The 24,062-nt window shown below is 58.0% G+C and carries 22 protein-coding genes; 19 read left to right on the top strand and 3 right to left on the bottom strand.

Features of this window, described 5'->3' with window-relative positions:
• The first annotated feature begins 58 nt into the window (after positions 1 to 58).
• The 4 genes from relA to eno all read left to right on the top strand — a co-directional run bounded on the left by relA (position 59) and on the right by eno (position 6,496).
• Positions 59 to 2,296 carry a GTP diphosphokinase gene (gene relA / locus CE636_RS09895; RefSeq protein ID WP_004205575.1) on the top strand — a complete coding sequence of 746 codons (2,238 nt, stop codon included), beginning with the start codon at positions 59 to 61 and terminating at the stop codon, positions 2,294 to 2,296.
• Positions 2,297 to 2,406: 110 nt separating this feature from the next.
• Positions 2,407 to 3,198, top strand: a complete 792-nt coding sequence (gene mazG / locus CE636_RS09890) for a nucleoside triphosphate pyrophosphohydrolase (RefSeq protein WP_004205577.1) — start codon at positions 2,407 to 2,409, stop codon at positions 3,196 to 3,198.
• Between the two features lie 280 nt (positions 3,199 to 3,478).
• Positions 3,479 to 5,116: a glutamine hydrolyzing CTP synthase gene (gene pyrG, locus CE636_RS09885; RefSeq protein WP_004205579.1), complete on the top strand. Its 1,638-nt coding sequence runs from the start codon at positions 3,479 to 3,481 to the stop codon at positions 5,114 to 5,116.
• An 81-nt stretch (positions 5,117 to 5,197) separates the two neighbouring features.
• Positions 5,198 to 6,496 (top strand): phosphopyruvate hydratase, encoded by a 1,299-nt coding sequence (gene eno / locus CE636_RS09880; RefSeq protein WP_002915213.1) that lies wholly within the window; start codon positions 5,198 to 5,200, stop codon positions 6,494 to 6,496.
• A 63-nt stretch (positions 6,497 to 6,559) separates the two neighbouring features.
• On the opposite strand, the gene CE636_RS09875 is transcribed toward eno, so the two are convergent.
• On the bottom strand, positions 6,560 to 7,669 hold the full coding sequence (locus CE636_RS09875; RefSeq protein WP_004205581.1) for an SDR family oxidoreductase: 1,110 nt from the start codon (positions 7,667 to 7,669) through the stop codon (positions 6,560 to 6,562).
• Positions 7,670 to 8,145: 476 nt separating this feature from the next.
• Between CE636_RS09875 and queE the strand changes: the two genes are divergently transcribed.
• Complete coding sequence (queE, locus tag CE636_RS09870) at positions 8,146 to 8,817, top strand: 7-carboxy-7-deazaguanine synthase QueE (RefSeq protein WP_004205582.1); 672 nt, start codon at positions 8,146 to 8,148, stop codon at positions 8,815 to 8,817.
• A gap of 40 nt (positions 8,818 to 8,857) precedes the next feature.
• Here queE and queD read toward each other — a convergent pair whose 3' ends face one another.
• Positions 8,858 to 9,223 (bottom strand): 6-carboxytetrahydropterin synthase QueD, encoded by a 366-nt coding sequence (gene queD, locus CE636_RS09865; RefSeq protein ID WP_004174641.1) that lies wholly within the window; start codon positions 9,221 to 9,223, stop codon positions 8,858 to 8,860.
• A 316-nt stretch (positions 9,224 to 9,539) separates the two neighbouring features.
• On the opposite strand from queD, the gene cysJ reads away from it, so the two are divergent.
• The 3 genes from cysJ (at position 9,540) to cysH (ending at position 13,884) form a co-directional block, all read left to right on the top strand.
• Positions 9,540 to 11,339, top strand: coding sequence for an NADPH-dependent assimilatory sulfite reductase flavoprotein subunit (gene cysJ, locus CE636_RS09860; RefSeq protein WP_004205584.1), 1,800 nt, complete (start codon positions 9,540 to 9,542; stop codon positions 11,337 to 11,339).
• Positions 11,339 to 13,051: an assimilatory sulfite reductase (NADPH) hemoprotein subunit gene (cysI, locus tag CE636_RS09855; RefSeq protein WP_017899184.1), complete on the top strand. Its 1,713-nt coding sequence runs from the start codon at positions 11,339 to 11,341 to the stop codon at positions 13,049 to 13,051. Before cysJ ends, cysI begins: the two co-directional genes overlap by 1 nt.
• A gap of 98 nt (positions 13,052 to 13,149) precedes the next feature.
• Positions 13,150 to 13,884 carry a phosphoadenosine phosphosulfate reductase gene (gene cysH / locus CE636_RS09850; RefSeq protein WP_004205586.1) on the top strand — a complete coding sequence of 245 codons (735 nt, stop codon included), beginning with the start codon at positions 13,150 to 13,152 and terminating at the stop codon, positions 13,882 to 13,884.
• Positions 13,885 to 13,940: 56 nt separating this feature from the next.
• On the opposite strand, the gene CE636_RS09845 is transcribed toward cysH, so the two are convergent.
• Positions 13,941 to 14,987 (bottom strand): aminopeptidase, encoded by a 1,047-nt coding sequence (locus CE636_RS09845; protein ID WP_017899183.1) that lies wholly within the window; start codon positions 14,985 to 14,987, stop codon positions 13,941 to 13,943.
• A 246-nt stretch (positions 14,988 to 15,233) separates the two neighbouring features.
• Here CE636_RS09845 and cysG point away from each other — a divergent pair, with 246 nt between their 5' ends.
• The 11 genes from cysG to CE636_RS09790 all read left to right on the top strand — a co-directional run bounded on the left by cysG (position 15,234) and on the right by CE636_RS09790 (position 24,052).
• Positions 15,234 to 16,640, top strand: a complete 1,407-nt coding sequence (gene cysG, locus CE636_RS09840; RefSeq protein ID WP_072096587.1) for a siroheme synthase CysG — start codon at positions 15,234 to 15,236, stop codon at positions 16,638 to 16,640.
• A gap of 9 nt (positions 16,641 to 16,649) precedes the next feature.
• Positions 16,650 to 17,558 (top strand): sulfate adenylyltransferase subunit CysD, encoded by a 909-nt coding sequence (gene cysD, locus CE636_RS09835; RefSeq protein ID WP_002915160.1) that lies wholly within the window; start codon positions 16,650 to 16,652, stop codon positions 17,556 to 17,558.
• A gap of 9 nt (positions 17,559 to 17,567) precedes the next feature.
• Complete coding sequence (gene cysN / locus CE636_RS09830) at positions 17,568 to 18,995, top strand: sulfate adenylyltransferase subunit CysN (RefSeq protein WP_017899181.1); 1,428 nt, start codon at positions 17,568 to 17,570, stop codon at positions 18,993 to 18,995.
• Complete coding sequence (gene cysC, locus CE636_RS09825) at positions 18,995 to 19,600, top strand: adenylyl-sulfate kinase (protein ID WP_002915158.1); 606 nt, start codon at positions 18,995 to 18,997, stop codon at positions 19,598 to 19,600. The genes cysN and cysC overlap by 1 nt, the downstream gene beginning before the upstream one ends.
• 50 nt (positions 19,601 to 19,650) lie before the next feature.
• The gene (locus tag CE636_RS09820; protein ID WP_004205590.1) at positions 19,651 to 19,977 is read left to right on the top strand and encodes a DUF3561 family protein; all 327 of its coding nucleotides are present in this window, start codon (positions 19,651 to 19,653) and stop codon (positions 19,975 to 19,977) included.
• A 140-nt stretch (positions 19,978 to 20,117) separates the two neighbouring features.
• Complete coding sequence (gene ftsB, locus CE636_RS09815; protein ID WP_002915156.1) at positions 20,118 to 20,435, top strand: cell division protein FtsB; 318 nt, start codon at positions 20,118 to 20,120, stop codon at positions 20,433 to 20,435.
• A 19-nt stretch (positions 20,436 to 20,454) separates the two neighbouring features.
• Complete coding sequence (ispD, locus tag CE636_RS09810) at positions 20,455 to 21,165, top strand: 2-C-methyl-D-erythritol 4-phosphate cytidylyltransferase (RefSeq protein WP_017899180.1); 711 nt, start codon at positions 20,455 to 20,457, stop codon at positions 21,163 to 21,165.
• On the top strand, positions 21,165 to 21,644 hold the full coding sequence (gene ispF / locus CE636_RS09805) for a 2-C-methyl-D-erythritol 2,4-cyclodiphosphate synthase (protein WP_004181093.1): 480 nt from the start codon (positions 21,165 to 21,167) through the stop codon (positions 21,642 to 21,644). Before ispD ends, ispF begins: the two co-directional genes overlap by 1 nt.
• Positions 21,641 to 22,690: a tRNA pseudouridine(13) synthase TruD gene (gene truD, locus CE636_RS09800; RefSeq protein WP_004205599.1), complete on the top strand. Its 1,050-nt coding sequence runs from the start codon at positions 21,641 to 21,643 to the stop codon at positions 22,688 to 22,690. Before ispF ends, truD begins: the two co-directional genes overlap by 4 nt.
• A complete protein-coding gene (gene surE / locus CE636_RS09795) occupies positions 22,671 to 23,432 on the top strand; it encodes a 5'/3'-nucleotidase SurE (protein WP_004205600.1) in 762 nt (253 codons plus the stop codon). Before truD ends, surE begins: the two co-directional genes overlap by 20 nt.
• Positions 23,426 to 24,052 carry a protein-L-isoaspartate(D-aspartate) O-methyltransferase gene (locus CE636_RS09790; RefSeq protein ID WP_017899179.1) on the top strand — a complete coding sequence of 209 codons (627 nt, stop codon included), beginning with the start codon at positions 23,426 to 23,428 and terminating at the stop codon, positions 24,050 to 24,052. Before surE ends, CE636_RS09790 begins: the two co-directional genes overlap by 7 nt.
• The last annotated feature ends 10 nt before the right edge of the window (positions 24,053 to 24,062 follow it).

The raw sequence follows: 24,062 nt of genomic DNA, 5'->3' as shown, positions 1-24,062 counted from the left end.
ACATGTAGAAAGTTGAGGCTTGCCGACTTCGGCAGGCCGGTCCCTTAAGGAGAGGACAATGGTTGCGGTAAGAAGTGCACATCTTAATAAAGCTGGTGAATTTGACCCGAAGAAATGGATCGCGAGTCTGGGGATTTCCAGCCAGCAGTCGTGTGAGCGCTTAGCCGAAACCTGGGATTATTGTCGCGAAAAAACGCAAGGACACCCGCTGGCGGACCTGCTGCTGTGGCGGGGCGTCGAAATGGTGGAGATCCTCTCCACCCTAAGTATGGATATCGATACCCTGCGCGCGGCGCTGCTGTTCCCGCTGGCCGACAGCGAAGTCGTCAGCGAAGCGGTTATGCAGGAGAGCGTGGGTAAATCGGTCGTGACCCTGATTCACGGGGTACGGGACATGGCCGCCATCCGTCAGCTGAAAGCTACTCATACTGACTCAGTATCTTCCGAGCAGGTGGATAACATTCGCCGCATGCTGCTGGCGATGGTGGACGATTTCCGCTGCGTGGTTATCAAGCTTGCCGAACGTATCGCGCATCTGCGCGAGGTCAAGGACGCGCCGGAAGATGAGCGCGTGCTGGCGGCGAAAGAGTGCACCAATATCTATGCTCCCCTGGCGAACCGCTTAGGTATCGGCCAGCTGAAGTGGGAGCTGGAAGATTACTGCTTCCGCTACCTGCACCCGGCAGAGTACAAGCGTATTGCCAAACTGCTCCACGAACGCCGTATCGACCGCGAGCATTATATCGACGAGTTCGTCGGCCACCTGCGGGCAGAAATGAAAGCCGAAGGGGTCAAGGCCGAGGTCTATGGTCGGCCGAAGCATATCTACAGCATCTGGCGCAAAATGCAGAAAAAACACCTCGCCTTTGACGAGCTGTTTGACGTTCGCGCGGTGCGCATCGTGGCCGAGCGGTTGCAGGATTGTTATGCCGCGCTGGGGATCGTTCATACTCACTACCGTCATCTGCCGGATGAGTTCGATGATTACGTGGCCAACCCGAAACCCAACGGCTACCAGTCTATCCACACCGTGGTGCTGGGGCCGAGCGGCAAGACGGTGGAGATTCAAATCCGCACCCGACAGATGCATGAAGACGCCGAGCTGGGCGTGGCCGCGCACTGGAAGTACAAAGAGGGCGCGGGAGCGGGTACCAGCGGCGGTCGCGGCTATGAGGACCGTATCGCCTGGCTGCGCAAGCTGATTGCCTGGCAGGAAGAGATGGCCGACTCCGGCGAAATGCTCGACGAAGTGCGCAGCCAGGTCTTTGACGACCGGGTGTATGTCTTTACGCCGAAAGGCGACGTGGTGGACCTGCCGGCGGGGTCGACGCCGCTCGATTTTGCCTACCATATCCACAGCGACGTCGGTCATCGCTGCATCGGCGCTAAAATTGGCGGCCGCATCGTGCCGTTTACCTATCAGCTGCAGATGGGCGATCAGATCGAAATTATTACCCAGAAGCAGCCGAACCCGAGCCGCGACTGGCTCAACCCTAACCTCGGCTACGTTACCACCAGCCGCGGACGCTCCAAAATTCACGCCTGGTTCCGTAAGCAGGATCGCGACAAAAACATTCTTGCCGGCCGGCAGATCCTTGACGACGAGCTGGAGCATCTGGGCATCAGCCTGAAGGATGCGGAAAAGCACCTGCTGCCGCGCTACAATTTCAATGAGCTCGATGAACTGCTGGCGGCCATCGGCGGCGGCGATATCCGCCTCAACCAGATGGTCAACTTCCTGCAGGCGCAGTTCAATAAACCGAGCGCCGCCGAGCAGGATGCGGCAGCGCTGAAGCAGCTGCAGCAGAAAACCTATGCTCCGCAGAACCGCACCAAGGATAATGGCCGGGTGGTGGTGGAAGGGGTTGGCAATCTGATGCACCATATTGCCCGCTGCTGCCAGCCGATCCCGGGCGATGAGATCGTCGGCTTTATCACTCAAGGGCGCGGGATTTCCGTGCATCGCGCCGACTGCGATCAGCTCGCTGAACTGCAGTCGCATGCCCCGGAGCGCATCGTCGATGCGGTATGGGGCGAAAGCTACTCGGCGGGATATTCGCTGGTGGTCAGGGTGGAGGCGAACGATCGCAGCGGGTTACTGCGAGATATCACCACCATCCTCGCCAATGAGAAGGTGAACGTGCTGGGCGTTGCCAGCCGCAGCGATACCCGTCAGCAGCTGGCCACCATCGATATGACCATCGAGATTTACAACCTGCAGGTGCTGGGCCGGGTGCTCGGTAAGCTGAACCAGGTGCCCGATGTGATCGACGCGCGTCGTCTGCACGGCGGTTAATTCGTCTCCAGGCCGGATAAGGCGAAGCCGCCATCCGGCAATTTCGCAACGTCGGATAAGGTCGAAACGCCTTATCCGGCCGACTTTTTTTGAATTTCCAGGATTGTCACATGACTCAAATTGACCGCTTGCTCGGCATCATGCGCCGCCTGCGCGACCCGGAAAACGGCTGCCCGTGGGATAAAGAGCAGACCTTTGCCACCATCGCCCCCTATACCCTCGAAGAAACCTATGAAGTGCTGGACGCTATTTCGCGAGAGGATTTTGACGACCTGCGCGGTGAGCTGGGCGATCTGCTGTTCCAGGTCGTGTTCTATGCGCAGATGGCGCAGGAAGAGGGACGTTTTAACTTTGACGATATCTGCGCCGCCATCAGCGACAAGCTGGAGCGCCGCCATCCCCATATTTTCGCTGATGCCACCGCGGGAAACAGCAGCGAAGTCCTGGCCCGCTGGGAGCAGATCAAAAGCGCGGAGCGGGCGGAAAAAGCCCAGCACTCGGCGCTGGACGACATTCCGCATAGCCTGCCGGCGCTGATGCGCGCGCATAAAATCCAGCGTCGCTGCTCGGCGGTCGGTTTTGACTGGACCTCGCTGGGCCCGGTGCTCGACAAAGTGCATGAAGAAATTGATGAAGTGATGCATGAAGCGCAGCAGGCGGTGGTGGATGAAGCGAAACTGGAAGAGGAAGTGGGCGATCTGCTGTTCGCCACGGTGAATTTATCCCGCCATTTAGGGGTCAAAGCCGAGGTGGCGCTGCAAAAAGCGAACCGCAAATTCGAGCGGCGCTTTCGCGAAGTCGAGCGCATTGTCGCCGCCCGCGGCCTGGAAATGACCGGCGTCGACCTCGATACCATGGAAGAAGTATGGCAACAGGTAAAACGCCAGGAAACTGATCTCTAACGAGTTTTCGTGATCAAGCGCGATTTGTGTGATTTTATAAATAACAAGCGCTTGATTTACGTCAAAAACATTTCGCCAAAAGCGTCTATTTTCTCTTTCCGTTATGTCGTTGAAACACCATGTAGCCTGCCTCTTCGAGTTGTTCGGGTCGCAACACAGGTGCAACTTGAAGAACGAAGGGGAGGGGAAGAATGAAAGTTTGTGGCGTCACGCATGTTCGGGTATACTACTTTCCCGTCCTGGTTATTCCATCGTTTTACCCTAACTTCTCAGGTTCAGCATGACAACGAACTATATTTTTGTGACCGGCGGGGTCGTATCCTCTCTGGGTAAAGGCATTGCCGCAGCCTCCCTGGCAGCCATTCTTGAAGCCCGTGGTCTCAACGTGACCATCATGAAACTGGATCCGTATATCAACGTCGATCCGGGCACCATGAGCCCAATCCAGCATGGGGAAGTGTTCGTTACTGAAGACGGCGCAGAAACCGATCTGGACCTGGGCCACTACGAGCGTTTCATCCGCACCAAGATGACTCGTCGTAACAACTTCACCACCGGTCGAATCTACTCCGACGTGCTGCGTAAAGAGCGCCGTGGCGACTATCTGGGCGCAACCGTACAGGTTATTCCGCACATCACCAACGCCATTAAAGAGCGCGTACTGGCTGGCGGCGAAGGCCATGACGTGGTGCTGGTGGAAATCGGCGGTACCGTAGGCGATATCGAATCCCTGCCGTTCCTCGAAGCTATTCGTCAGATGGCGGTAGAGATCGGCCGCGAGCATACCCTGTTTATGCACCTGACTTTAGTGCCGTACATGGCCGCCGCCGGTGAAGTCAAAACCAAACCGACTCAGCACTCCGTGAAAGAGCTGCTCTCCATCGGTATTCAGCCTGACATCCTGATTTGCCGCTCCGATCGCGCGGTTCCGGCCAACGAACGGGCGAAAATTGCTTTGTTCTGTAACGTTCCGGAAAAGGCTGTTATTTCTCTGAAAGACGTCGATTCCATTTATAAAATTCCAGGCCTGTTGAAATCTCAGGGGCTGGACGATTATATTTGTAAACGATTCAGCTTAACTTGTCCGGAAGCAAACCTGGCCGAATGGGAACAGGTAATCTATGAAGAAGCCAATCCGGCAGGCGAAGTCACCATCGGCATGGTTGGTAAGTACATTGAACTGCCGGACGCCTACAAGTCGGTGATTGAAGCGCTGAAACACGGTGGTCTGAAAAACCGCGTTACCGTCAACATCAAGCTGATCGATTCGCAGGATGTGGAAACGCGCGGCGTCGAAATCCTCAAGGATTTAGATGCTATCCTTATCCCGGGCGGCTTCGGCTACCGCGGTGTGGAAGGTAAGATCGCCACCGCGCGCTATGCGCGTGAGAACAATATTCCTTATCTGGGCATTTGCCTGGGTATGCAGGTTGCGCTGATTGAATTCGCGCGCAATGTAGCGGGTATGGAAAACGCCAACTCGACGGAATTTGTGCCAGACTGTAAATACCCGGTTGTGGCCCTGATTACCGAATGGCGTGACGAAGATGGCAACGTTGAAGTCCGCTCTGAGAAGAGCGATCTGGGCGGCACCATGCGCCTGGGCGCGCAGCAGTGCCAGCTGGATGAGGATTCTCTGGTGCGCCAGCTGTACGGCGAGCCGACCATCACCGAGCGCCATCGTCACCGCTACGAAGTCAACAACATGTTGTTGAAACCGATTGAAGCTGCCGGTCTGCGCGTTGCGGGCCGTTCCGGGGATGATCAGTTGGTCGAGATCATCGAAGTGCCGAACCATCCGTGGTTTGTGGCCTGCCAGTTCCACCCGGAGTTTACTTCGACGCCGCGTGATGGACACCCGCTGTTTGCCGGCTTTGTGAAAGCCGCCAGCGAGTACCAGAAACGCCAGGCGAAGTAAAAAGAGTTAGAACGGCAATGCACCCATCCGGGTGCATTGTTTGTCTGGAGTTTTAGTTTAACTTGTACTGAGGAAAACCTAATGTCCAAAATCGTTAAAGTCATCGGTCGTGAAATCATCGACTCCCGTGGTAACCCGACTGTTGAAGCCGAAGTACACCTGGAAGGTGGTTTCGTCGGTATGGCAGCTGCTCCGTCAGGTGCTTCTACTGGTTCCCGCGAAGCGCTGGAACTGCGCGATGGCGACAAATCCCGTTTCCTGGGTAAAGGCGTAACCAAAGCTGTTGCTGCGGTAAACGGCCCGATCGCTCAGGCAATCCTGGGCAAAGATGCCAAAGATCAGGCTGGCATCGACAAGATCATGATCGACCTGGACGGTACTGAAAACAAATCTAACTTCGGTGCGAACGCAATCCTGGCCGTTTCTCTGGCGAACGCCAAAGCAGCTGCTGCCTCCAAAGGCCTGCCGCTGTACGCGCACATCGCTGAACTGAACGGCACTCCGGGCAAATACTCCATGCCGGTTCCGATGATGAACATCATCAACGGCGGTGAGCACGCTGACAACAACGTCGACATCCAGGAATTCATGATTCAGCCGGTTGGCGCGCCGACCCTGAAAGAAGCAGTACGCATGGGTTCTGAAGTGTTCCATCACCTGGCGAAAGTGCTGAAGTCCAAAGGCATGAACACTGCCGTTGGTGACGAAGGCGGCTACGCGCCGAACCTGGGTTCCAACGCCGAAGCGCTGGCTGTTATCGCTGAAGCGGTTAAAGCAGCAGGCTACGAGCTGGGCAAAGACATCACCCTGGCGATGGACTGCGCAGCGTCTGAATTCTACAAAGACGGTAAATACGTTCTGGCCGGCGAAGGCAACAAAGCGTTCACCTCTGAAGAGTTCACTCACTTCCTGGAAGAGCTGACCAAACAGTACCCGATCGTCTCCATCGAAGATGGCCTGGACGAATCTGACTGGGAAGGTTTCGCTTACCAGACCAAAGTACTGGGCGACAAAATCCAGCTGGTTGGTGACGACCTGTTCGTAACCAACACCAAGATCCTGAAAGAAGGCATCGAAAAAGGCATCGCTAACTCCATCCTGATCAAATTCAACCAGATCGGTTCTCTGACCGAAACTCTGGCTGCTATCAAGATGGCGAAAGACGCTGGCTACACCGCTGTCATCTCTCACCGTTCTGGCGAAACTGAAGACGCGACCATCGCCGACCTGGCTGTGGGTACCGCTGCAGGCCAGATCAAAACCGGTTCTATGAGCCGTTCTGACCGCGTTGCTAAATACAACCAGCTGATTCGTATCGAAGAAGCGCTGGGTGAGCAAGCGCCGTTCAATGGTCGTAAAGAGATCAAAGGCCAGGCTTAATCCTGTCCTGATGAAATAACCATGCCAGCCTTCGGGCTGGCATTTTTTTTATACCTGCGGCCATTATTTAAAGTCGACGGCCATTTGCTGAGGAATCGACAGCCCGCGGGTGGTTTCCACGCAGCGGTCGATGTAATCGGTAAAGCGCGGCGGTTTTGGCATCCCCATGCTCAGCAGCTTGTCGTTGCTAAAGCGCACGTTCAGCGTGGCGAACGCGCCATATAAGCGCATCGCTTTCAGCATCAGTCGCTCATTGCACGGCCCAAAAATTCCTTTCAGTTCGCGACGCATTTTGACCAGCGTTTCATAACTCACCTGGGCGTACTTATCTCCCACCGGCGCCTGCTCCAGCGCCAGGGCCATCGCCCGGTCGATGTCGGCAAACTTCACGCTGTTCTCCTCACCGGCAGAGATATGCACTACCTCGCCGTGGGCCAGCGGCTGGTTAAGCAGCATCAGCAGGGCGTCGGCGCAGTAGTCCACCGGGATAACATCGATTCGGTCCTCCATCGCGCACATAAATTTCTGCAGCATCAGCCCCATGCTGAACACCCAGAAGATACTGCTGGAAGGCCGGCAGCCGTGATGAGTATGGCCCACCACAATAGAAGGGCGGGCAATGACCAGCGGTAGCGTAGGGCAGTGCTGCTGCATCAGTTGCTCGATGGCCGATTTCGAGTGGGTATATTCCACCAGATGCTCGGCGCGCTGCCGAAACTCCGCGCTCTCGGCGACCAGCGAATCCGGCTCCGGTGAGCAGGACATTGCGGTGCCGACGTGGAGAAAACGCTGCAGACCCGCCACCTGCGCCATCCGTTGCGCCAGACGCAGCGTACCCGTAACGTTAACCTTCCAGATGAGCGGGTTGCTGCCAAACGAGGCGACAGCGGCGCAGTTGAGAACATGGGTGACTTGCTCAAGCCGCGGATCGTTAAGAAAATGCTCCGGAGAGGCGAGATCGCCCAGCAGGATCTGCTGCGGTCGCAGCATCGCCAGTTTCTCCTCGGCGATGTTGAACTTACGCATGTTTTCCTTGACCCGTTCCAGGCCTGCCTCGGGGCTGTTGGCACGCACCAGTAGCAGCAGATCTAATTGGCTATCCTGATGGAGTATTTTCTCTAACGCCGCGCCGCCCAGAAAACCGGTGACGCCGGTAATGAATAATGTGGTCATAAACGCTATCTCATTATGGTTGGTCTGCGGGATTCTAGGAGGGCCAAAGTAAACGACGATTAAATAAAAAATGGCGGGCAGCAGGACTTTATTAAGAGGGGCTTAAGCTTATTTTCGGCGGCGGATTGGATTCGACTCTCAGACCAGGTAAATAATTCACTCTTTCATGTATCAATTTGTACATGCATGTATTTAAACATGTTTTTATTTTTCCGCTGACGTTTTTATGCTCTGGTATATAACACGAAAAACATCTTCTGTTACATCTTTCTTCGCTGCAGTACGCTCCGCTGTTTATTTAAATCCTTACCACACTAATGAAATAAACGAAAACAGATGCATACTTTTAATTAACAATGAATAACGTCCGGGGTGAGAAAGCGACCCCGTGAGGGAAAAACGATCGCAGCGCAGGACAAGACCTGGACAGTGAAATCTGCGATAATAAGCGTTTATCACCCTAAACAGAGATGACTATGCAGTACCCGATTAACGAGATGTTCCAGACCCTGCAAGGCGAGGGTTACTTCACCGGCGTGCCTGCCATTTTTATTCGTCTGCAGGGATGCCCGGTAGGATGCGCGTGGTGTGACACCAAGCATACCTGGGACAAACTGGCCGATCGGGAAGTGTCGTTGTTCAGCATCCTGGCGAAAACCAAAGAGAGCGATAAGTGGGGGCCGGCAAGCAGTGAAGATCTGCTGGCGATTATCGGTCGTCAGGGGTGGACTGCCCGCCACGTGGTCATCACCGGCGGTGAGCCCTGCATTCACGACTTAACGCCGTTAACCTCGCTTCTGGAACAAAACGGCTTTAGCTGTCAGATTGAAACCAGCGGCACCCATGAAGTGCTTTGCAGCCACAACACCTGGGTGACGGTTTCCCCGAAGGTCAACATGCGCGGCGGGTATGACGTGCTGTCTCAGGCCCTGCAGCGGGCGGATGAGATCAAGCATCCGGTAGGGCGCGTCCGCGACATCGAAGCGCTGGACGAACTGCTGGAAACGCTGAGCGATGACAAACCGCGGATCATCGCCCTGCAGCCGATCAGCCAGAAAGAAGACGCGACGCGCCTGTGTATCGACACCTGCATCGCCCGCAACTGGCGCCTGTCCATGCAGACGCACAAATATCTGAATATCGCCTGATAAAAAAGCCCGGTAGCATACTGACCGGGCTTTTTTTCGCTTACTCGCCGCGATAGACGCAGCCGGCGGTGCAGGTCTCTTTCACCATCACGGCGCTCAGCAGCGGCACCCGCGGTTTCATCTCATCCCAGATCCATTTGGCCAGCACTTCGCTGGTAGGGTTTTCCAGACCGGGGATATCGTTCAGATAATAGTGGTCCAGGCGATCGTAGGTCGGCTTGAAGGCGGCCTTCAGCTCGGCGAAATCCATGATCCACCCGGTATGGGGATCGACTTCACCGGTTATCTCCAGACGCACCATAAAGGAGTGGCCATGCAGGCGACCGCATTTGTGTCCTTCCGGGACGTGCGGCAGGTGGTGGGCGGCTTCGAAGGTGAAATCTTTAAACAGCGTGGTGGACATCATTGACTCTCAACAGGACGAAAAAAACCGCCGTAGGGTACCGGAAAGTACATTTTTTCGCATTAACTAAAACGGCCCTGAACAGAAAATCGACACATTTATCTGGGTTAAGTCCATAAAGTTTCGATATTTCAGATGGTTATTTAATCGATTTTGTTGTTAATAACTACAACTAAAACCGGTTAGTCCATTTGGTTATTTATTATTTCCATCCCTTCTTTAATTGTTACTATGCCCGCCGTTAACCTTCTATTCTCTTCTGTTTTTGTCGCGCTGACAGGGTGCGAATAACAGCTTTGCTTACTGGAACAAACGACGCATGACGACACAGGCCCCACCTTCCAACTTGCTGCCGCTCAACCCGGAGCAACTGGCGCGCCTTCAGGCGGCCACCACTGACTTCACGCCCACTCAGCTCGCCTGGGTGTCTGGCTATTTCTGGGGCGTGCTGAATCAGCACTCTGGCGCAGCGGCAGCCGCTCCCGCCCCGGCCGCCGAGGTCCCGACGATCACGCTGATTTCCGCCTCGCAAACCGGCAACGCTCGCCGCGTCGCCGAAGCGCTACGTGACGATCTGCTGGCGGCGAAGCTGAACGTGAAGCTGGTGAATGCAGGTGATTATAAATTCAAACAAATTGCTGCTGAAAAACTGCTGGTGGTCGTGACCTCCACCCAGGGGGAAGGTGAGCCGCCGGAAGAAGCGGTCGCATTGCATAAGTTTCTGTTCTCTAAAAAAGCGCCGAAGCTGGACGGAACCGCATTCGCCGTCTTTGGCCTCGGCGATACCTCTTATGAATTCTTCTGCCAGTCCGGCAAAGATTTCGACAGCAAGCTGGCCGAACTTGGCGCGGAACGCCTGCTCGATCGCGTCGACGCCGACGTTGAATATCAGGCTGCGGCCGCTGAATGGCGCGCGCGCGTCGTTGAGGTGCTGAAGGCTCGTGCGCCGGTCGCCGCGCCCGCTCAGCTGGCCGCCAGCGGCGCAGTGAACGACATTCATACCAGCCCATACACCAAAGAGGCTCCGCTAACGGCGACCCTGTCGGTCAACCAGAAAATCACCGGCCGCGATTCAGAAAAAGATGTACGCCATATCGAAATTGACCTCGGTGATTCCGGTCTGCGCTATCAGCCGGGTGACGCGCTGGGCGTCTGGTATCAAAACGATCCTCAGCTGGTGAAAGAGCTGGTGGAGCTGCTGTGGCTGAAAGGCGACGAGCCGGTAACCGTCGAGGGCAAAACCCTGCCGCTGGCGGAAGCCCTGCAGTGGCATTTTGAGCTGACGGTCAACACCGCCGCTATCGTTGAGAACTACGCCACCCTGACCCGCAGCGAATCGCTGCTGCCGCTGGTGGGCGATAAAGCTCAGCTGCAGCAGTATGCCGCCGCGACGCCGATCGTCGATATGGTCCGTTTCTCACCCGCGCAGCTGGACGCTGAGGCGTTAATCGGTCTGCTGCGCCCGCTGACGCCGCGTCTGTACTCCATTGCCTCCTCGCAGGCGGAAGTGGAGAGCGAAGTGCATGTCACCGTGGGCGTGGTGCGCTATGACATTGAAGGCCGCGCCCGGGCTGGCGGCGCCTCCAGCTTCCTCGCCGACCGCGTGGAAGAGGATGGCGAAGTCCGCGTCTTCATCGAGCACAATGACAACTTCCGTCTGCCGGCTAACCCGGAGACGCCGGTGATCATGATTGGCCCGGGCACCGGTATTGCGCCGTTCCGCGCCTTCATGCAGCAGCGCGCAGCGGACGGGGCGCCAGGTAAGAACTGGCTGTTCTTCGGCAACCCGCACTTCACTGAAGATTTCCTCTATCAGGTGGAGTGGCAGAGCTATGTAAAAGAGGGGCTGCTGACCCGTATCGATCTGGCCTGGTCCCGCGATCAACAACAAAAAATCTATGTGCAGGACAAACTGCGTGAGCAGGGGGCCGAGCTGTGGCGCTGGATCAATGATGGCGCCCACATTTATGTCTGCGGCGACGCCAATCGTATGGCGAAAGACGTGGAACAGACTTTACTGGAAGTGATTGCCGAATACGGCGCGATGGACGCCGAAGCGGCGGACGAATTTTTAAGTGAGCTGCGCGTTGAGCGCCGTTATCAGCGAGATGTCTACTAATGAGCGAAAAACATCCGGGGCCTTTAGTGGTCGAAGGTAAACTGACCGATGCCGAGCGTATGAAGCTCGAGAGCAACTACCTGCGCGGCACCATTGCGGAAGATTTAAACGACGGTCTGACCGGCGGTTTTAAAGGCGATAACTTCCTGCTGATCCGTTTCCACGGTATGTACCAGCAGGACGATCGCGATATCCGCGCGGAACGCGCCGCTCAGAAGCTGGAGCCGCGCCATGCAATGCTCCTGCGCTGCCGTCTGCCGGGCGGGGTGATCACCACCACCCAGTGGAAGGCGATCGATAAGTTTGCCTCCGAGAACACCATTTACGGCAGTATTCGCCTGACCAACCGGCAGACTTTCCAGTTCCACGGCATTTTGAAAAAGAACGTCAAGCCGGTGCATCAGATGCTGCACTCGGTGGGGCTGGACGCGCTGGCCACCGCCAACGATATGAACCGTAACGTGCTGTGCACCTCCAACCCGTACGAGTCGCAGCTGCACGCCGAGGCCTACGAGTGGGCGAAAAAGATCTCCGAGCATCTGCTGCCGCGCACCCGCGCCTATGCCGAAATCTGGCTGGATCAGAAAAAGGTCGCCACCACTGACGAAGAACCGATCCTCGGTCAGACCTATCTGCCGCGTAAGTTTAAAACCACGGTGGTGATCCCGCCGCAGAACGATATCGATCTGCACGCCAACGACATGAACTTCGTAGCGATCGCCGAAAACGGCAAGCTGGTGGGCTTTAACCTGTTGGTGGGCGGCGGTCTGTCTATCGAACACGGTAACAAAAAAACCTACGCCCGCACGGCGAGCGAATTCGGTTATCTGCCGCTGGAGCATACTCTGGCGGTGGCGGAAGCGGTCGTGACCACCCAGCGCGACTGGGGTAACCGTACCGACCGTAAGAATGCGAAAACCAAGTACACCCTTGAGCGCGTTGGCGTCGAAACCTTCAAGGCGGAAGTGGAGCGCCGGGCAGGTATTAAGTTTGAGCCGATCCGCCCGTACGAATTCACCGGCCGCGGCGACCGCATCGGCTGGGTGAAGGGGATTGATGATAAATGGCACCTGACGCTGTTTATTGAAAACGGCCGCATTCTGGATTATCCGGGGCGCCCGCTGAAAACCGGTCTGCTGGAGATTGCTAAGATCCATCAAGGTGAATTCCGCATCACCGCCAACCAGAACCTGATCGTCGCCAGCGTACCGGAAGATCAGAAGGCGCGGATCGAGAAGCTGGCGCGGGATCATGGCCTGATGAATGCCGTCACCCCGCAGCGCGAAAACTCAATGGCCTGCGTCTCCTTCCCGACCTGCCCGCTGGCGATGGCGGAAGCCGAGCGTTTCCTGCCGTCGTTTATCGACAAGGTGGAAGGGGTGATGAGCAAGCATGGCGTGAGCGATGAGCATATCGTCACCCGCGTCACCGGCTGTCCGAACGGCTGCGGCCGCGCGATGCTGGCGGAAGTGGGGCTGGTGGGGAAAGCGCCAGGCCGCTATAACCTGCACATCGGCGGTAACCGCAGCGGCACCCGCATCCCGCGGATATACCGGGAGAACATTACCGAGTCGGAAATTCTCGACTCGCTAGACCAACTGGTAGGGCGCTGGGCGAAAGAGCGCGAAGCGGGTGAAGGCTTCGGCGACTTTACGGTGCGTGCGGGCATCATTCGCCCGGTGCTCGATCCAGCCCGCGATTTCTGGGAGTAACATCCTGGTGCCCGGTGGCGCGTAGCGATCCGGGCCTGTAAAACCCGTAGGCCGGGCAATCGCAGTGCCGCCCGGCAAAACAGGCAAACGAGGTTCTTATGTCCGTACTCGATCTAAACGCGCTTAATGCATTGCCGAAAGTGGAACGCATTCTGGCACTCGCGGAAACCAACGCCCAGCTGGAAAAGCTCGACGCCGAAGGGCGTGTGGCCTGGGCGCTGGAAAACCTGCCGGGAGACTATGTGCTGTCGTCAAGCTTTGGTATTCAGGCGGCGGTGAGTTTGCACCTGGTGAACCAGATCCGCCCGGACATTCCGGTGATCCTTACCGATACCGGTTACCTGTTCCCGGAAACCTACCAGTTTATTGATGAGCTGACGGATAAACTCAAGCTGAACCTGAAGGTCTACCGCGCGGCTGAAAGCGCGGCCTGGCAGGAGGCGCGCTACGGCAAGCTGTGGGAGCAGGGCGTTGAGGGCATTGAGAAATACAATGAGATCAACAAGGTTGAACCGATGAACCGGGCGCTGAAAGAGCTCAACGCGCAGACGTGGTTTGCCGGTCTGCGCCGCGAGCAGTCGGGCAGCCGGGCTACGCTTCCGGTGCTGGCGGTCCAGCGCGGGGTGTTCAAGGTGTTGCCGATTATCGACTGGGATAACCGGACGGTGTATCAGTACCTGCAAAAGCACGGGCTGAAATACCATCCGCTGTGGGATCAGGGCTATCTGTCGGTAGGCGATACCCACACCACCCGCAAATGGGAGCCGGGCATGGCAGAAGAAGAGACCCGGTTCTTCGGGCTTAAACGCGAGTGCGGATTGCACGAGGGTTAATAGCGCCTCCTGAGGGAGAGAACACGCGGGTGATGCCGCGTGTTCATTTGCAGCCGTCAGCTTTTCTTCTCCACCTTCGCCAGCTCTTTCACCAGCGGCAGCATCACTTTCACGACATCGCGCCCGCGATGCTCGATCCGTCCCGGCAGCGCGTGGTCGATATACTGCTGATTATCCAGCTGCACGTCATGCCAGCTGATGCCCTGCGGGAAGCTGCGCGATTTGCTCCGCTGCTGATAGCCATCTTTCTTGCCTAATGACCAGTTGGTCGCTTCCACCGACAGCACCGGGATCCCCGCGTTGTCGAAGACGCTGGCGTCATTACAGCAGCTGGTGCCTTTCGGGTAAGCCGGATTGAGTCCCGGATTGGTGTAGGCGGCAATGCCTTTGCTGCGGGCGATAGCCAACGCGCGATCGCGGGTCAGCTTGCGTACCGAGGCCGGCGTGCGACGGCCGCTGTTGAAGTAAAGCTTATCGCCCACCACCAGGTTATCGAGATTGATCACCAGCAGGGTATTTTTCTTTTCCGCCTCGCTCATCCGCTGCAGCAGGTTTTGCGCGCCGAGACGACCTTCCTCTTCGCCGCTGGTGGCGATAAAGCGAATGCCATAGCGGGTGGGGACGTTCTTTAAATGCTCCGCCAGCTCCAGCATCACCCCGAGCCCCATCGCGTTGTCGTCAATTCCCTGCAGCGTCAGGCCGCCGAGGTTGTTTTCGACGTCTTTATCGCTCTGCGGCGCGTAGGTATCAAGGTGGGCCATGATGATGATTTGCTGGCGAGACTGGCCTTCATGGGCGGCGATCACCGTACTGCCGGTGGCGTTATGCCAGTTTTTACGCTGGTTGCTGTCGGTATAGATGTAGCGGGTATTGAAGCTCCGCACGTCGCTCTGATAGCCCATCCGGGCGAACTGCTGGCGCAGATAGTCAGCTGAGAGCATTTCCGGGGGCGTTCCGGTCATTCGTCCCGGGAAGACGGTGGCGATATGGCGAGCCTGACTACTGGCGGTGTCGCCCAGCGCGCAGAAGGCGGGGGCGGCGGCGAAAACAAAACCGGTGCCGAGCGCCAGCGGAAGCAGACGGCGGCACAACGCGGAAAACATAAGGGGTCCTTACACGAACGAGACAATTTGACGCGTACAGTATGAAACTGTGACCGCGGTTAAACAATTTCAATTGCTCTTAAATAGCGGAAAAATAGCGTGTTAAGCACTTTTTGATATTTGGATTTCCATCGCGTTATTCCTTTGCGTCACAACTCATTCCATTTCGTAATTTCATTTGCTCTAAGGGGCACCCTATAGTCGCAGTATCGCTGATTGTAAGAGAGTTGTTACCCCGTGGATTACTTGCCCCTTTTTGCCGAACTGAAACAAAGGCCCGTACTGGTGATCGGCGGCGGTGAGATTGCCGAACGCAAGATCAAGTTCCTGCTGCGAGCCCAGGCGCAGGTGCAGGTGGTCGCCGGGACGTTGTCTCCGGCGCTGGCCGATCTGGCGGCGCGCCAGGCGCTTAGCTGGCGGGCGACGGAATTTAGCGACGCTCTGGTGGACGATGTCTTTCTGGTGATTGCCGCCACGGAGGACGAGGCGCTTAACCAGCGGGTGTTTGCGGCGGCTAACGCGCGCTACCGACTGGTCAACGTAGTGGATAACCAGGCGCTGTGCTCGTTTGTTTTCCCTTCTATCGTCGACCGTTCGCCGCTGCTGGTGGCGATCTCCTCCAGCGGGAAAGCGCCGGTGCTGTCGCGCATTCTGCGCGAAAAAATCGAAGCGCTGCTGCCGACGAACCTCGGGCGTCTGGCGGAATCGGCGAGCTACTGGCGCAACCATCTGAAAACCCGTCTGACGACCACCGAAGCGCGTCGCCGCTTTTGGGAGCGGGTCTTTACCGGTCGCTTCGCCAGCCTGATGGTGGCGGGCAACGCTGCGGAGGCGGAAAAGGCGCTGCAGGATGAGCTGGATAAGCCCGAACGCGAAACGGGTGAAATTATTCTGGTAGGGGCTGGACCGGGCGATGCCGGGCTGCTGACCCTGCGTGGCTTGCAGGCGATCCAGCAGGCGGACGTGGTTTTCCACGATCATCTGGTGACCCAGCCGGTTCTCGAGCTGGTGCGCCGCGATGCCGAGCTGGTTTGCGTCGGCAAACGCGCCGGCGAGCACTCGGTGCCGCAGCATGAAACCAATCAGCTGCTGGTGGAGGCGGCGAAGGCGGGGAAAACCGTCGTGCGCCTGAAAGGCGGCGATCCGTTTATTTTTGGCCGCGGCGCTGAAGAGCTGCAGGCCGCCGCCGCTGCGGGCATCCCGTTCCAGGTGGTGCCAGGCGTCACTGCCGCCGCCGGCGCGACGGCCTACGCCGGTATTCCGCTGACCCATCGCGATTATGCGCAAAGCGCCGTCTTTGTCACCGGGCACTATAAGCCGGACAGCGCCCCCTTCGACTGGGCGCTGTTGGCGAAGAGCCAACAGACGCTGGCGATTTACATGGGCACCATGAAGGCGGCGGAAATCAGCGCCCAGCTGATTGCCCACGGTCGCGACAGCAATACGCCGGTAGCGGTGATATCCCGCGGTACCCGCGACGATCAGCAGACGATAACCGGCACATTGCAACAACTCGAACACCTGGCGAAAGACGCCCCGATGCCCGCCTTGCTGGTGGTCGGCGAAGTGGTGCAGCTGCATCAGCAGCTCGCCTGGTTTCAACATACATCATCCGCCGAGGGGTTTAACTCTTCGGTGGTCAATCTGGCTTAAGGAACGGTTATGGACCAAAAACGACTCACTCACCTGCGGCAACTGGAGGCGGAAAGCATCCATATTATTCGTGAGGTGGCCGCCGAATTTTCTAACCCGGTGATGATGTACTCCATCGGGAAAGATTCCAGCGTAATGCTGCATCTGGCGCGCAAAGCGTTTTATCCGGGAACCCTGCCGTTCCCGCTGCTGCACGTCGATACCGGCTGGAAATTCCGTGAGATGTATGAGTTCCGCGACCGTACCGCCAAAGCCTATGGCTGCGAGCTGCTGGTGCATAAAAACCCGGAAGGGGTGGCGATGGGCATTAACCCGTTCGTCCACGGCAGCGCCAAGCATACCGATATCATGAAAACCGAAGGGCTGAAGCAGGCGCTGAACAAATACGGCTTTGACGCCGCATTCGGCGGCGCGCGCCGTGATGAGGAGAAATCCCGCGCCAAAGAGCGCATCTACTCCTTCCGCGACCGCTTCCACCGCTGGGACCCGAAAAACCAGCGTCCGGAGCTGTGGCACAACTACAACGGCCAGATTAACAAAGGCGAAAGCATCCGCGTCTTCCCGCTCTCCAACTGGACCGAGCTGGATATCTGGCAGTACATCTATCTGGAAAACATCGAAATCGTGCCGCTGTATCTGGCCGCTGAGCGCCCGGTGCTGGAGCGCGACGGCATGCTGATGATGATCGATGACGACCGTATCGATCTGCAGCCGGGCGAAGTGATTGAAAAGCGGATGGTGCGTTTCCGTACCCTCGGCTGCTGGCCGCTGACCGGCGCAGTGGAGTCTGAAGCGCAAACGCTGCCGGAAATTATTGAAGAGATGCTGGTATCCACCACCAGCGAACGTCAGGGGCGCGTCATTGACCGCGACCAGGCCGGCTCGATGGAGCTGAAGAAACGTCAGGGGTATTTCTAAGGAGCCGCCATGAACACGACCATTGCCCAACAAATTGCTAATGAAGGCGGCGTAGAAGCTTATCTGCACGCGCAACAGCACAAGAGCCTGCTGCGTTTTCTGACCTGCGGCAGCGTCGATGACGGTAAAAGCACCCTGATTGGCCGTCTGCTGCACGATACCCGCCAGATCTATGAAGATCAGCTCTCTTCGCTGCATAACGACAGCAAGCGCCACGGCACCCAGGGCGAAAAACTGGACCTGGCGCTGCTGGTGGATGGCCTGCAGGCCGAGCGCGAGCAGGGCATCACCATCGACGTGGCCTATCGCTATTTCTCCACCGAGAAGCGCAAATTTATCATCGCTGACACCCCGGGGCACGAGCAGTACACCCGCAATATGGCCACCGGCGCGTCCACCTGCGATCTGGCGATCCTGCTGATCGACGCGCGCAAAGGCGTGCTGGATCAGACCCGCCGTCACAGCTTTATCTCCACCCTGCTGGGCATTAAACACCTGGTGGTGGCGGTCAACAAAATGGATCTCGTCGAGTTTAGCGAAGCGCTCTTCAACGAGATCCGTGAAGCTTACCTGACCTTTGCCGAGCAGCTGCCGGGCAACCTCGATATCCGCTTTGTACCGCTGTCGGCGCTGGAGGGCGATAACGTCGCCAGTCAGAGCGCGAACATGCCGTGGTACAGCGGCCCGACCCTGCTGGAAGTCCTCGAAACCGTGGAGATCCAACGGGTAGTAGAGAGCCAGCCGCTGCGCTTCCCGGTGCAGTATGTTAACCGTCCGAACCTCGATTTCCGCGGCTTCTCCGGTACGGTCGCCTCCGGCACCGTGCAGGTCGGCCAGCGCCTGAAGGTGCTGCCGTCGGGCGTCGAATCGAGCGTAGCGCGGATCGTCACCTTCGACGGCGATCTGCAGGAAGCCGCCGCCGGGGAAGCCATTACCATTGTGCTGAAAGATGAAATCGACATCAGCCGCGGCGACCTGCTGGTTGACGCGCAAGCCACGCTGCCGGCGGTGCAAAGCGCCAGCATCGACGTAGTATGGATGGCCGAGCAGGCGTTGACCCCGGGGCAGAGCTACGACATCAAAATCGCCGGTAAGAAGACCCGCGCCCGCGTGGACGCTATCCGTTACCAGGTGGATATTAACAACCTGACCCAGCGTGAAGTTGAGTCTCTGCCGCTGAACGGCATCGGGCTGGTGGAGCTGACCTTTGACGAACCTTTAGTGCTGGATCCGTATCAGCAAAACCCGGTGACCGGCGGGCTTATCTTTATCGATCGTCTGACCAACGTCACCGTCGGCGCCGGGATGGTCAACGAGCCGCACCTGCAGGCGTCGACGTCAGCATCGCAGTACAGCGCTTTCGAGCTGGAACTGAACCAGCTGATCCGCAAACACTTCCCGCACTGGGACGCCCGCGACCTGCTGGGAGGCAAATAATGGCCCAGCATGACGAAAACGTCGTCTGGCATGCCCACCCTGTGACCCAGCAGCAGCGGGAACAGCATCACGGCCATCGCGGCGTGGTGCTGTGGTTTACCGGCCTTTCGGGGTCGGGTAAATCCACCGTCGCCGGGGCGCTGGAGGAAGCCTTGCATGAGCGCGGCGTCAGCACCTATCTGCTGGACGGCGATAACGTGCGTCATGGCCTGTGCAGCGACCTGGGATTCAGCGATGAGGATCGCAAAGAGAACATTCGCCGCGTCGGTGAAGTGGCCAGGCTGATGGTTGATGCCGGGCTGGTTGTATTGACGGCATTTATATCTCCGCACCGCGCGGAGCGGCAGATGGTGCGCGAGCGCCTGGGGGAGGGACGCTTTATCGAAGTGTTCGTCGATACCCCGCTGGCCATTTGCGAGGCGCGGGATCCGAAAGGATTGTATAAGAAGGCGCGGGCAGGGGAATTACGCAATTTCACCGGCATAGACTCGGTCTATGAGGCACCGGAAAAGGCGGAAATTCATCTGGATGGTGAACAATTGGTAACAAATTTGGTGCACCAACTATTAGACCTGCTGCAACAGAGCGATATTATCAGATCCTGAAACGGCAGCGGCATCGAGGGGTGCCGGTTGCCCGGTCTACAGGATTCGATATGCGCAATACCCAGAACCTCAGTATTATTCGTTCAGAACCGCCTCCGGCGACCGGCGACGAGACCACCTGGTCTTTGTCGGGCGCTGCCGTGGGCTTTATTTCATGGCTGCTGGCGCTGGGTATTCCCTTCCTTCTCTATGGCAGTAATACACTTTTCTTCCTCCTCTACACCTGGCCATTCTTCCTTGCGTTGATGCCAGTGGCGGTGGTGGTCGGTATTGCGCTGCACTCTCTGCTCAATGGCAAACTGCTCTATAGCGCCAGCGCGACCATCCTGACCGTCGGGCTGATGTTTGCGCTACTCTTCCTCTGGCTGTTGGGATAACCCGTTTCTGGTATGAATCAAGCATGGGTATCAGCGGCAAAAATATGGTACAGTCCCCGCGTTACGCGGCATCGTCCGCGCGCCCCGGTAGCGTACCCGGGCGAGTTTTGGGATGATGATGCCGTTTTTCAGGGGGCAGGATGGGTAAACTAACGCTGCTATTATTAGCTTTGCTGGTCTGGCTACAGTATTCGCTGTGGTTCGGTAAAAACGGCCTGCATGACTACACGCGGGTTAACGACGACGTCACCGCCCAGCAGGCGACTAACGCCAAATTAAAAGCGCGCAACGATCAGCTGTTTGCCGAAATTGACGACCTCAACGGCGGTCAGGAAGCGATCGAGGAGCGTGCGCGCAATGAACTCAGCATGACCCGCCCGGGCGAAACCTTCTATCGTCTGGTACCGGATGCGTCTAAACGCAACCAGGCATCGGGGCAACAGCAGAACAATCGATAACCAGGCCCAGGATTACGACATGGCAGCCACTTTTCCGGGCATTTGCGCCGTGGTGCCGGCAGCCGGTTTCGGCCGCCGCATGCAAACGGAATGCCCGAAACAATATCTCTCAATCGGTAACAAAACGATTCTCGAACACGCGGTCGCCGCGCTGCTGGCGGATCCGCGCGTCCAGCGCGTGGTGATTGCCGTCAGCCCCGGCGATCGGCGCTTCAGCCAGCTGCCGCTGGCCCAGCACCCGCAAATTACCGTCGTGGATGGCGGCGCCGAGCGCGCCGATTCGGTACTCGCCGGCCTGCAGGCGTTACCGGAAGCGCAGTGGGTGCTGGTGCATGACGCCGCGCGCCCCTGCCTGCATCAGGATGACCTCAGCCGCCTGCTGGCACTCTGTGAAACCAGCCGCGTCGGCGGGATCCTCGCGGCCCCGGTGCGCGACACCATGAAGCGCGCCGAGCCGGGCAAAACCGCCGTCGCCCATACCGTCGATCGTAATGACCTGTGGCACGCGCTCACCCCGCAATTTTTCCCTCGCGAGCTGCTGGTGGATTGCCTCACCCGGGCGCTGAACGAGGGGGCCACCATCACCGATGAAGCCTCGGCGCTGGAGTATTGCGGCTTCCATCCGCAGCTGGTCGCCGGACGCGCTGATAATATTAAAGTGACGCGCCCGGAAGATCTGGCGCTGGCGGAATTTTACCTCACCCGTTCCCGACACCAGGAGAAAGCTTAATGCGAATTGGACATGGTTTTGACGTACACGCTTTTGGCGGTGAAGGCCCAATCATCATTGGCGGGGTACGCATTCCTTATGAAAAAGGGCTGCTGGCCCATTCCGACGGCGACGTCGCGCTGCATGCGCTGACCGACGCGCTGCTGGGCGCCGCGGCGCTCGGCGATATTGGCAAGCTGTTCCCGGATACCGATCCGGCGTTTAAAGGCGCCGACAGCCGCGAACTGCTGCGCGAAGCGTGGCGCCGCATTCAGGCCAAAGGCTATACGCTCGGCAACGTCGACGTCACCATTATCGCCCAGGCACCGAAAATGCTGCCGCATATCCCGCAAATGCGTGTCTTTATCGCTGAAGATCTCGGCTGCCATATGGACGACGTCAACGTGAAAGCGACCACCACCGAGAAGCTGGGCTTCACCGGCCGCGGGGAAGGGATCGCCTGCGAAGCGGTCGCGCTGCTGCGTAAGGCCGACAAATGATCGCCTTTGACCAACTGACCTGGCTGCACGGCAAGCCGCAGAGCAGCGGGCTGCTGAAAGCCAATCCGGAAGATTTTCTGGTAGTGGAAGACCTGGGCTTTGCCCCGGACGGCGAAGGCGAGCACGTGCTGGTGCGGATCCTTAAAAACGGCTGCAATACGCGCTTTGTCGCCGACGCGCTGGCGAAATTCCTCAAAATCCATGCCCGTGAAGTGAGCTTCGCCGGGCAAAAAGATAAGCACGCCGTCACCGAGCAGTGGCTGTGCGCTCGGGTGCCTGGCAAAGAGATGCCGGATCTGAGCAAATTTCAGCTTGAGGGCTGCCAGGTACTGGAATATGCCCGCCATAAGCGTAAGCTGCGATTAGGCGCGCTGAAGGGCAACCAGTTTACCCTGATTCTGCGCGAGATTAGCGATCGCCAGGAAGTGGAGACGCGTCTGCAGGCCATCGCTGAACGGGGCGTGCCGAACTATTTCGGCGCTCAGCGCTTCGGCATTGGCGGCAGTAACCTGCAGGGCGCGCTGCGCTGGGCGGAGAGCGGTGCGCCGGTGCGCGATCGCAATAAGCGCAGTTTTTGGTTGTCGGCGGCCCGCAGCGCGTTGTTTAATCAGCAAGTCAGTATTAGATTAAAAAAAACGGAATTTAATCAGGTTGTTGATGGCGATGCGCTACAATTAGCGGGGCGTGGGAGCTGGTTTGTCGTCACACCGGAAGAACTCGAGGTTTCGCAGGCGCGGGTGCACAACCGCGAACTGATGATCACGGCTGCGCTACCGGGCAGCGGCGACTGGGGAAGCCAGCGCGACGCCCTGGCCGCCGAGCAGGCCGCCATCGCCGAGGAAACCTCGCTGCAGACACTGTTGGTGCGGGAGAAAGTCGAGGCGGCGCGCCGGGCGATGCTCCTCTATCCGCAGCAGTTGAGCTGGAACTGGTGGGATGATGTAACCGTTGAACTGCGTTTCTGGCTGCCGGCGGGCAGCTTCGCCACCAGCGTGGTCAGGGAGCTTATCAATACAACGGGTGACTATGCGAATATTGCTGAGTAACGATGACGGGATCCATGCGCCGGGGATACAGACCCTGGCGAAGGCCTTAAGGGAGTTTGCCGAGGTCCAGGTGGTTGCACCCGATCGTAACCGCAGCGGGGCTTCGAATTCGCTGACGCTGGAATCGTCATTGCGCACCTTTACCTATGAAAATGGCGATATCGCCGTCCAGATGGGGACGCCGACGGACTGCGTCTACCTTGGTGTGAACGCGCTGATGCGCCCGCGTCCGGACATCGTCGTTTCCGGAATCAACGCCGGGCCCAACCTGGGCGATGACGTCATTTACTCCGGCACCGTGGCGGCGGCGATGGAAGGCCGCCATCTGGGGTTCCCCGCGCTGGCCGTGTCGCTCAATGGCTATCAACACTACGACACCGCCGCGGCGGTGACCTGTACTCTCCTGCGCGGACTCAGCCGTGAACCGCTGCGCACCGGGCGGATCCTCAACGTCAATGTCCCGGACCTGCCCCTTGACCAGATCAAAGGCATCCGCGTGACCCGCTGCGGCAACCGCCATCCTGCCGATCAGGTGATCCCGCAAAAGGATCCGCGCGGCAATACCCTGTACTGGATAGGCCCGCCGGGCGATAAGCGCGACGCCGGGCCGGGCACCGATTTTGCGGCAGTGGATGAAGGCTATGTTTCCGTTACGCCATTGCACGTCGATTTAACCGCCCATCAGGCGCATGAGGTGGTCACCGATTGGCTGGAACGTGTCGGGGTTGACAGGCAATGGTAAGTAAACGTGTTGAAAGTTTGTTGAATCAACTGCGCACGCAGGGCATCGTCGATGAACGTGTCCTCGAGGCGCTCGCGCGCGTCCCGCGCGAAAAGTTTGTTGATGAAGCCTTTGAACATAAAGCGTGGGAAAACACCGCGCTGCCGATTGGCCAGGGGCAAACCATCTCCCAGCCGTACATGGTGGCGCGGATGACCGAGCTGCTGACGTTGACGCCGGAGTCGCGGGTGCTGGAGATCGGCACCGGTTCCGGTTACCAGACGGCCATCCTGGCGCATCTGGTGCATCACGTTTGCTCGGTAGAGCGAATTAAGAGTTTACAGTGGCAGGCGCGTCGTCGCCTGAAACAACTTGATTTACATAATGTTTCAACCCGTCATGGCGATGGGTGGCAAGGTTGGCAGGCGCGGGCGCCGTTTGATGCCATTATTGTGACGGCGGCGCCGCCGGAAATACCGACCGCGCTGCTGGCGCAGCTGGATGACGACGGCGTGCTGGTACTGCCGGTTGGCGAGGAGCATCAGTTTCTCAAACGGATCCGTCGCCGGGGCAACGAATTTATCATTGATACCGTCGAGGCCGTTCGCTTTGTTCCCCTGGTGAAAGGGGAGCTGGCCTGAGACCCGGATT

This window comes from Klebsiella sp. LY (genome assembly GCF_004010915.1).
Classification (GTDB): Bacteria; Pseudomonadota; Gammaproteobacteria; order Enterobacterales; family Enterobacteriaceae; genus Klebsiella; species Klebsiella quasipneumoniae.
The sequence above is the reverse complement of the archived record's forward strand: the minus strand, read 5'-3'. Positions and strand labels throughout refer to the sequence as shown.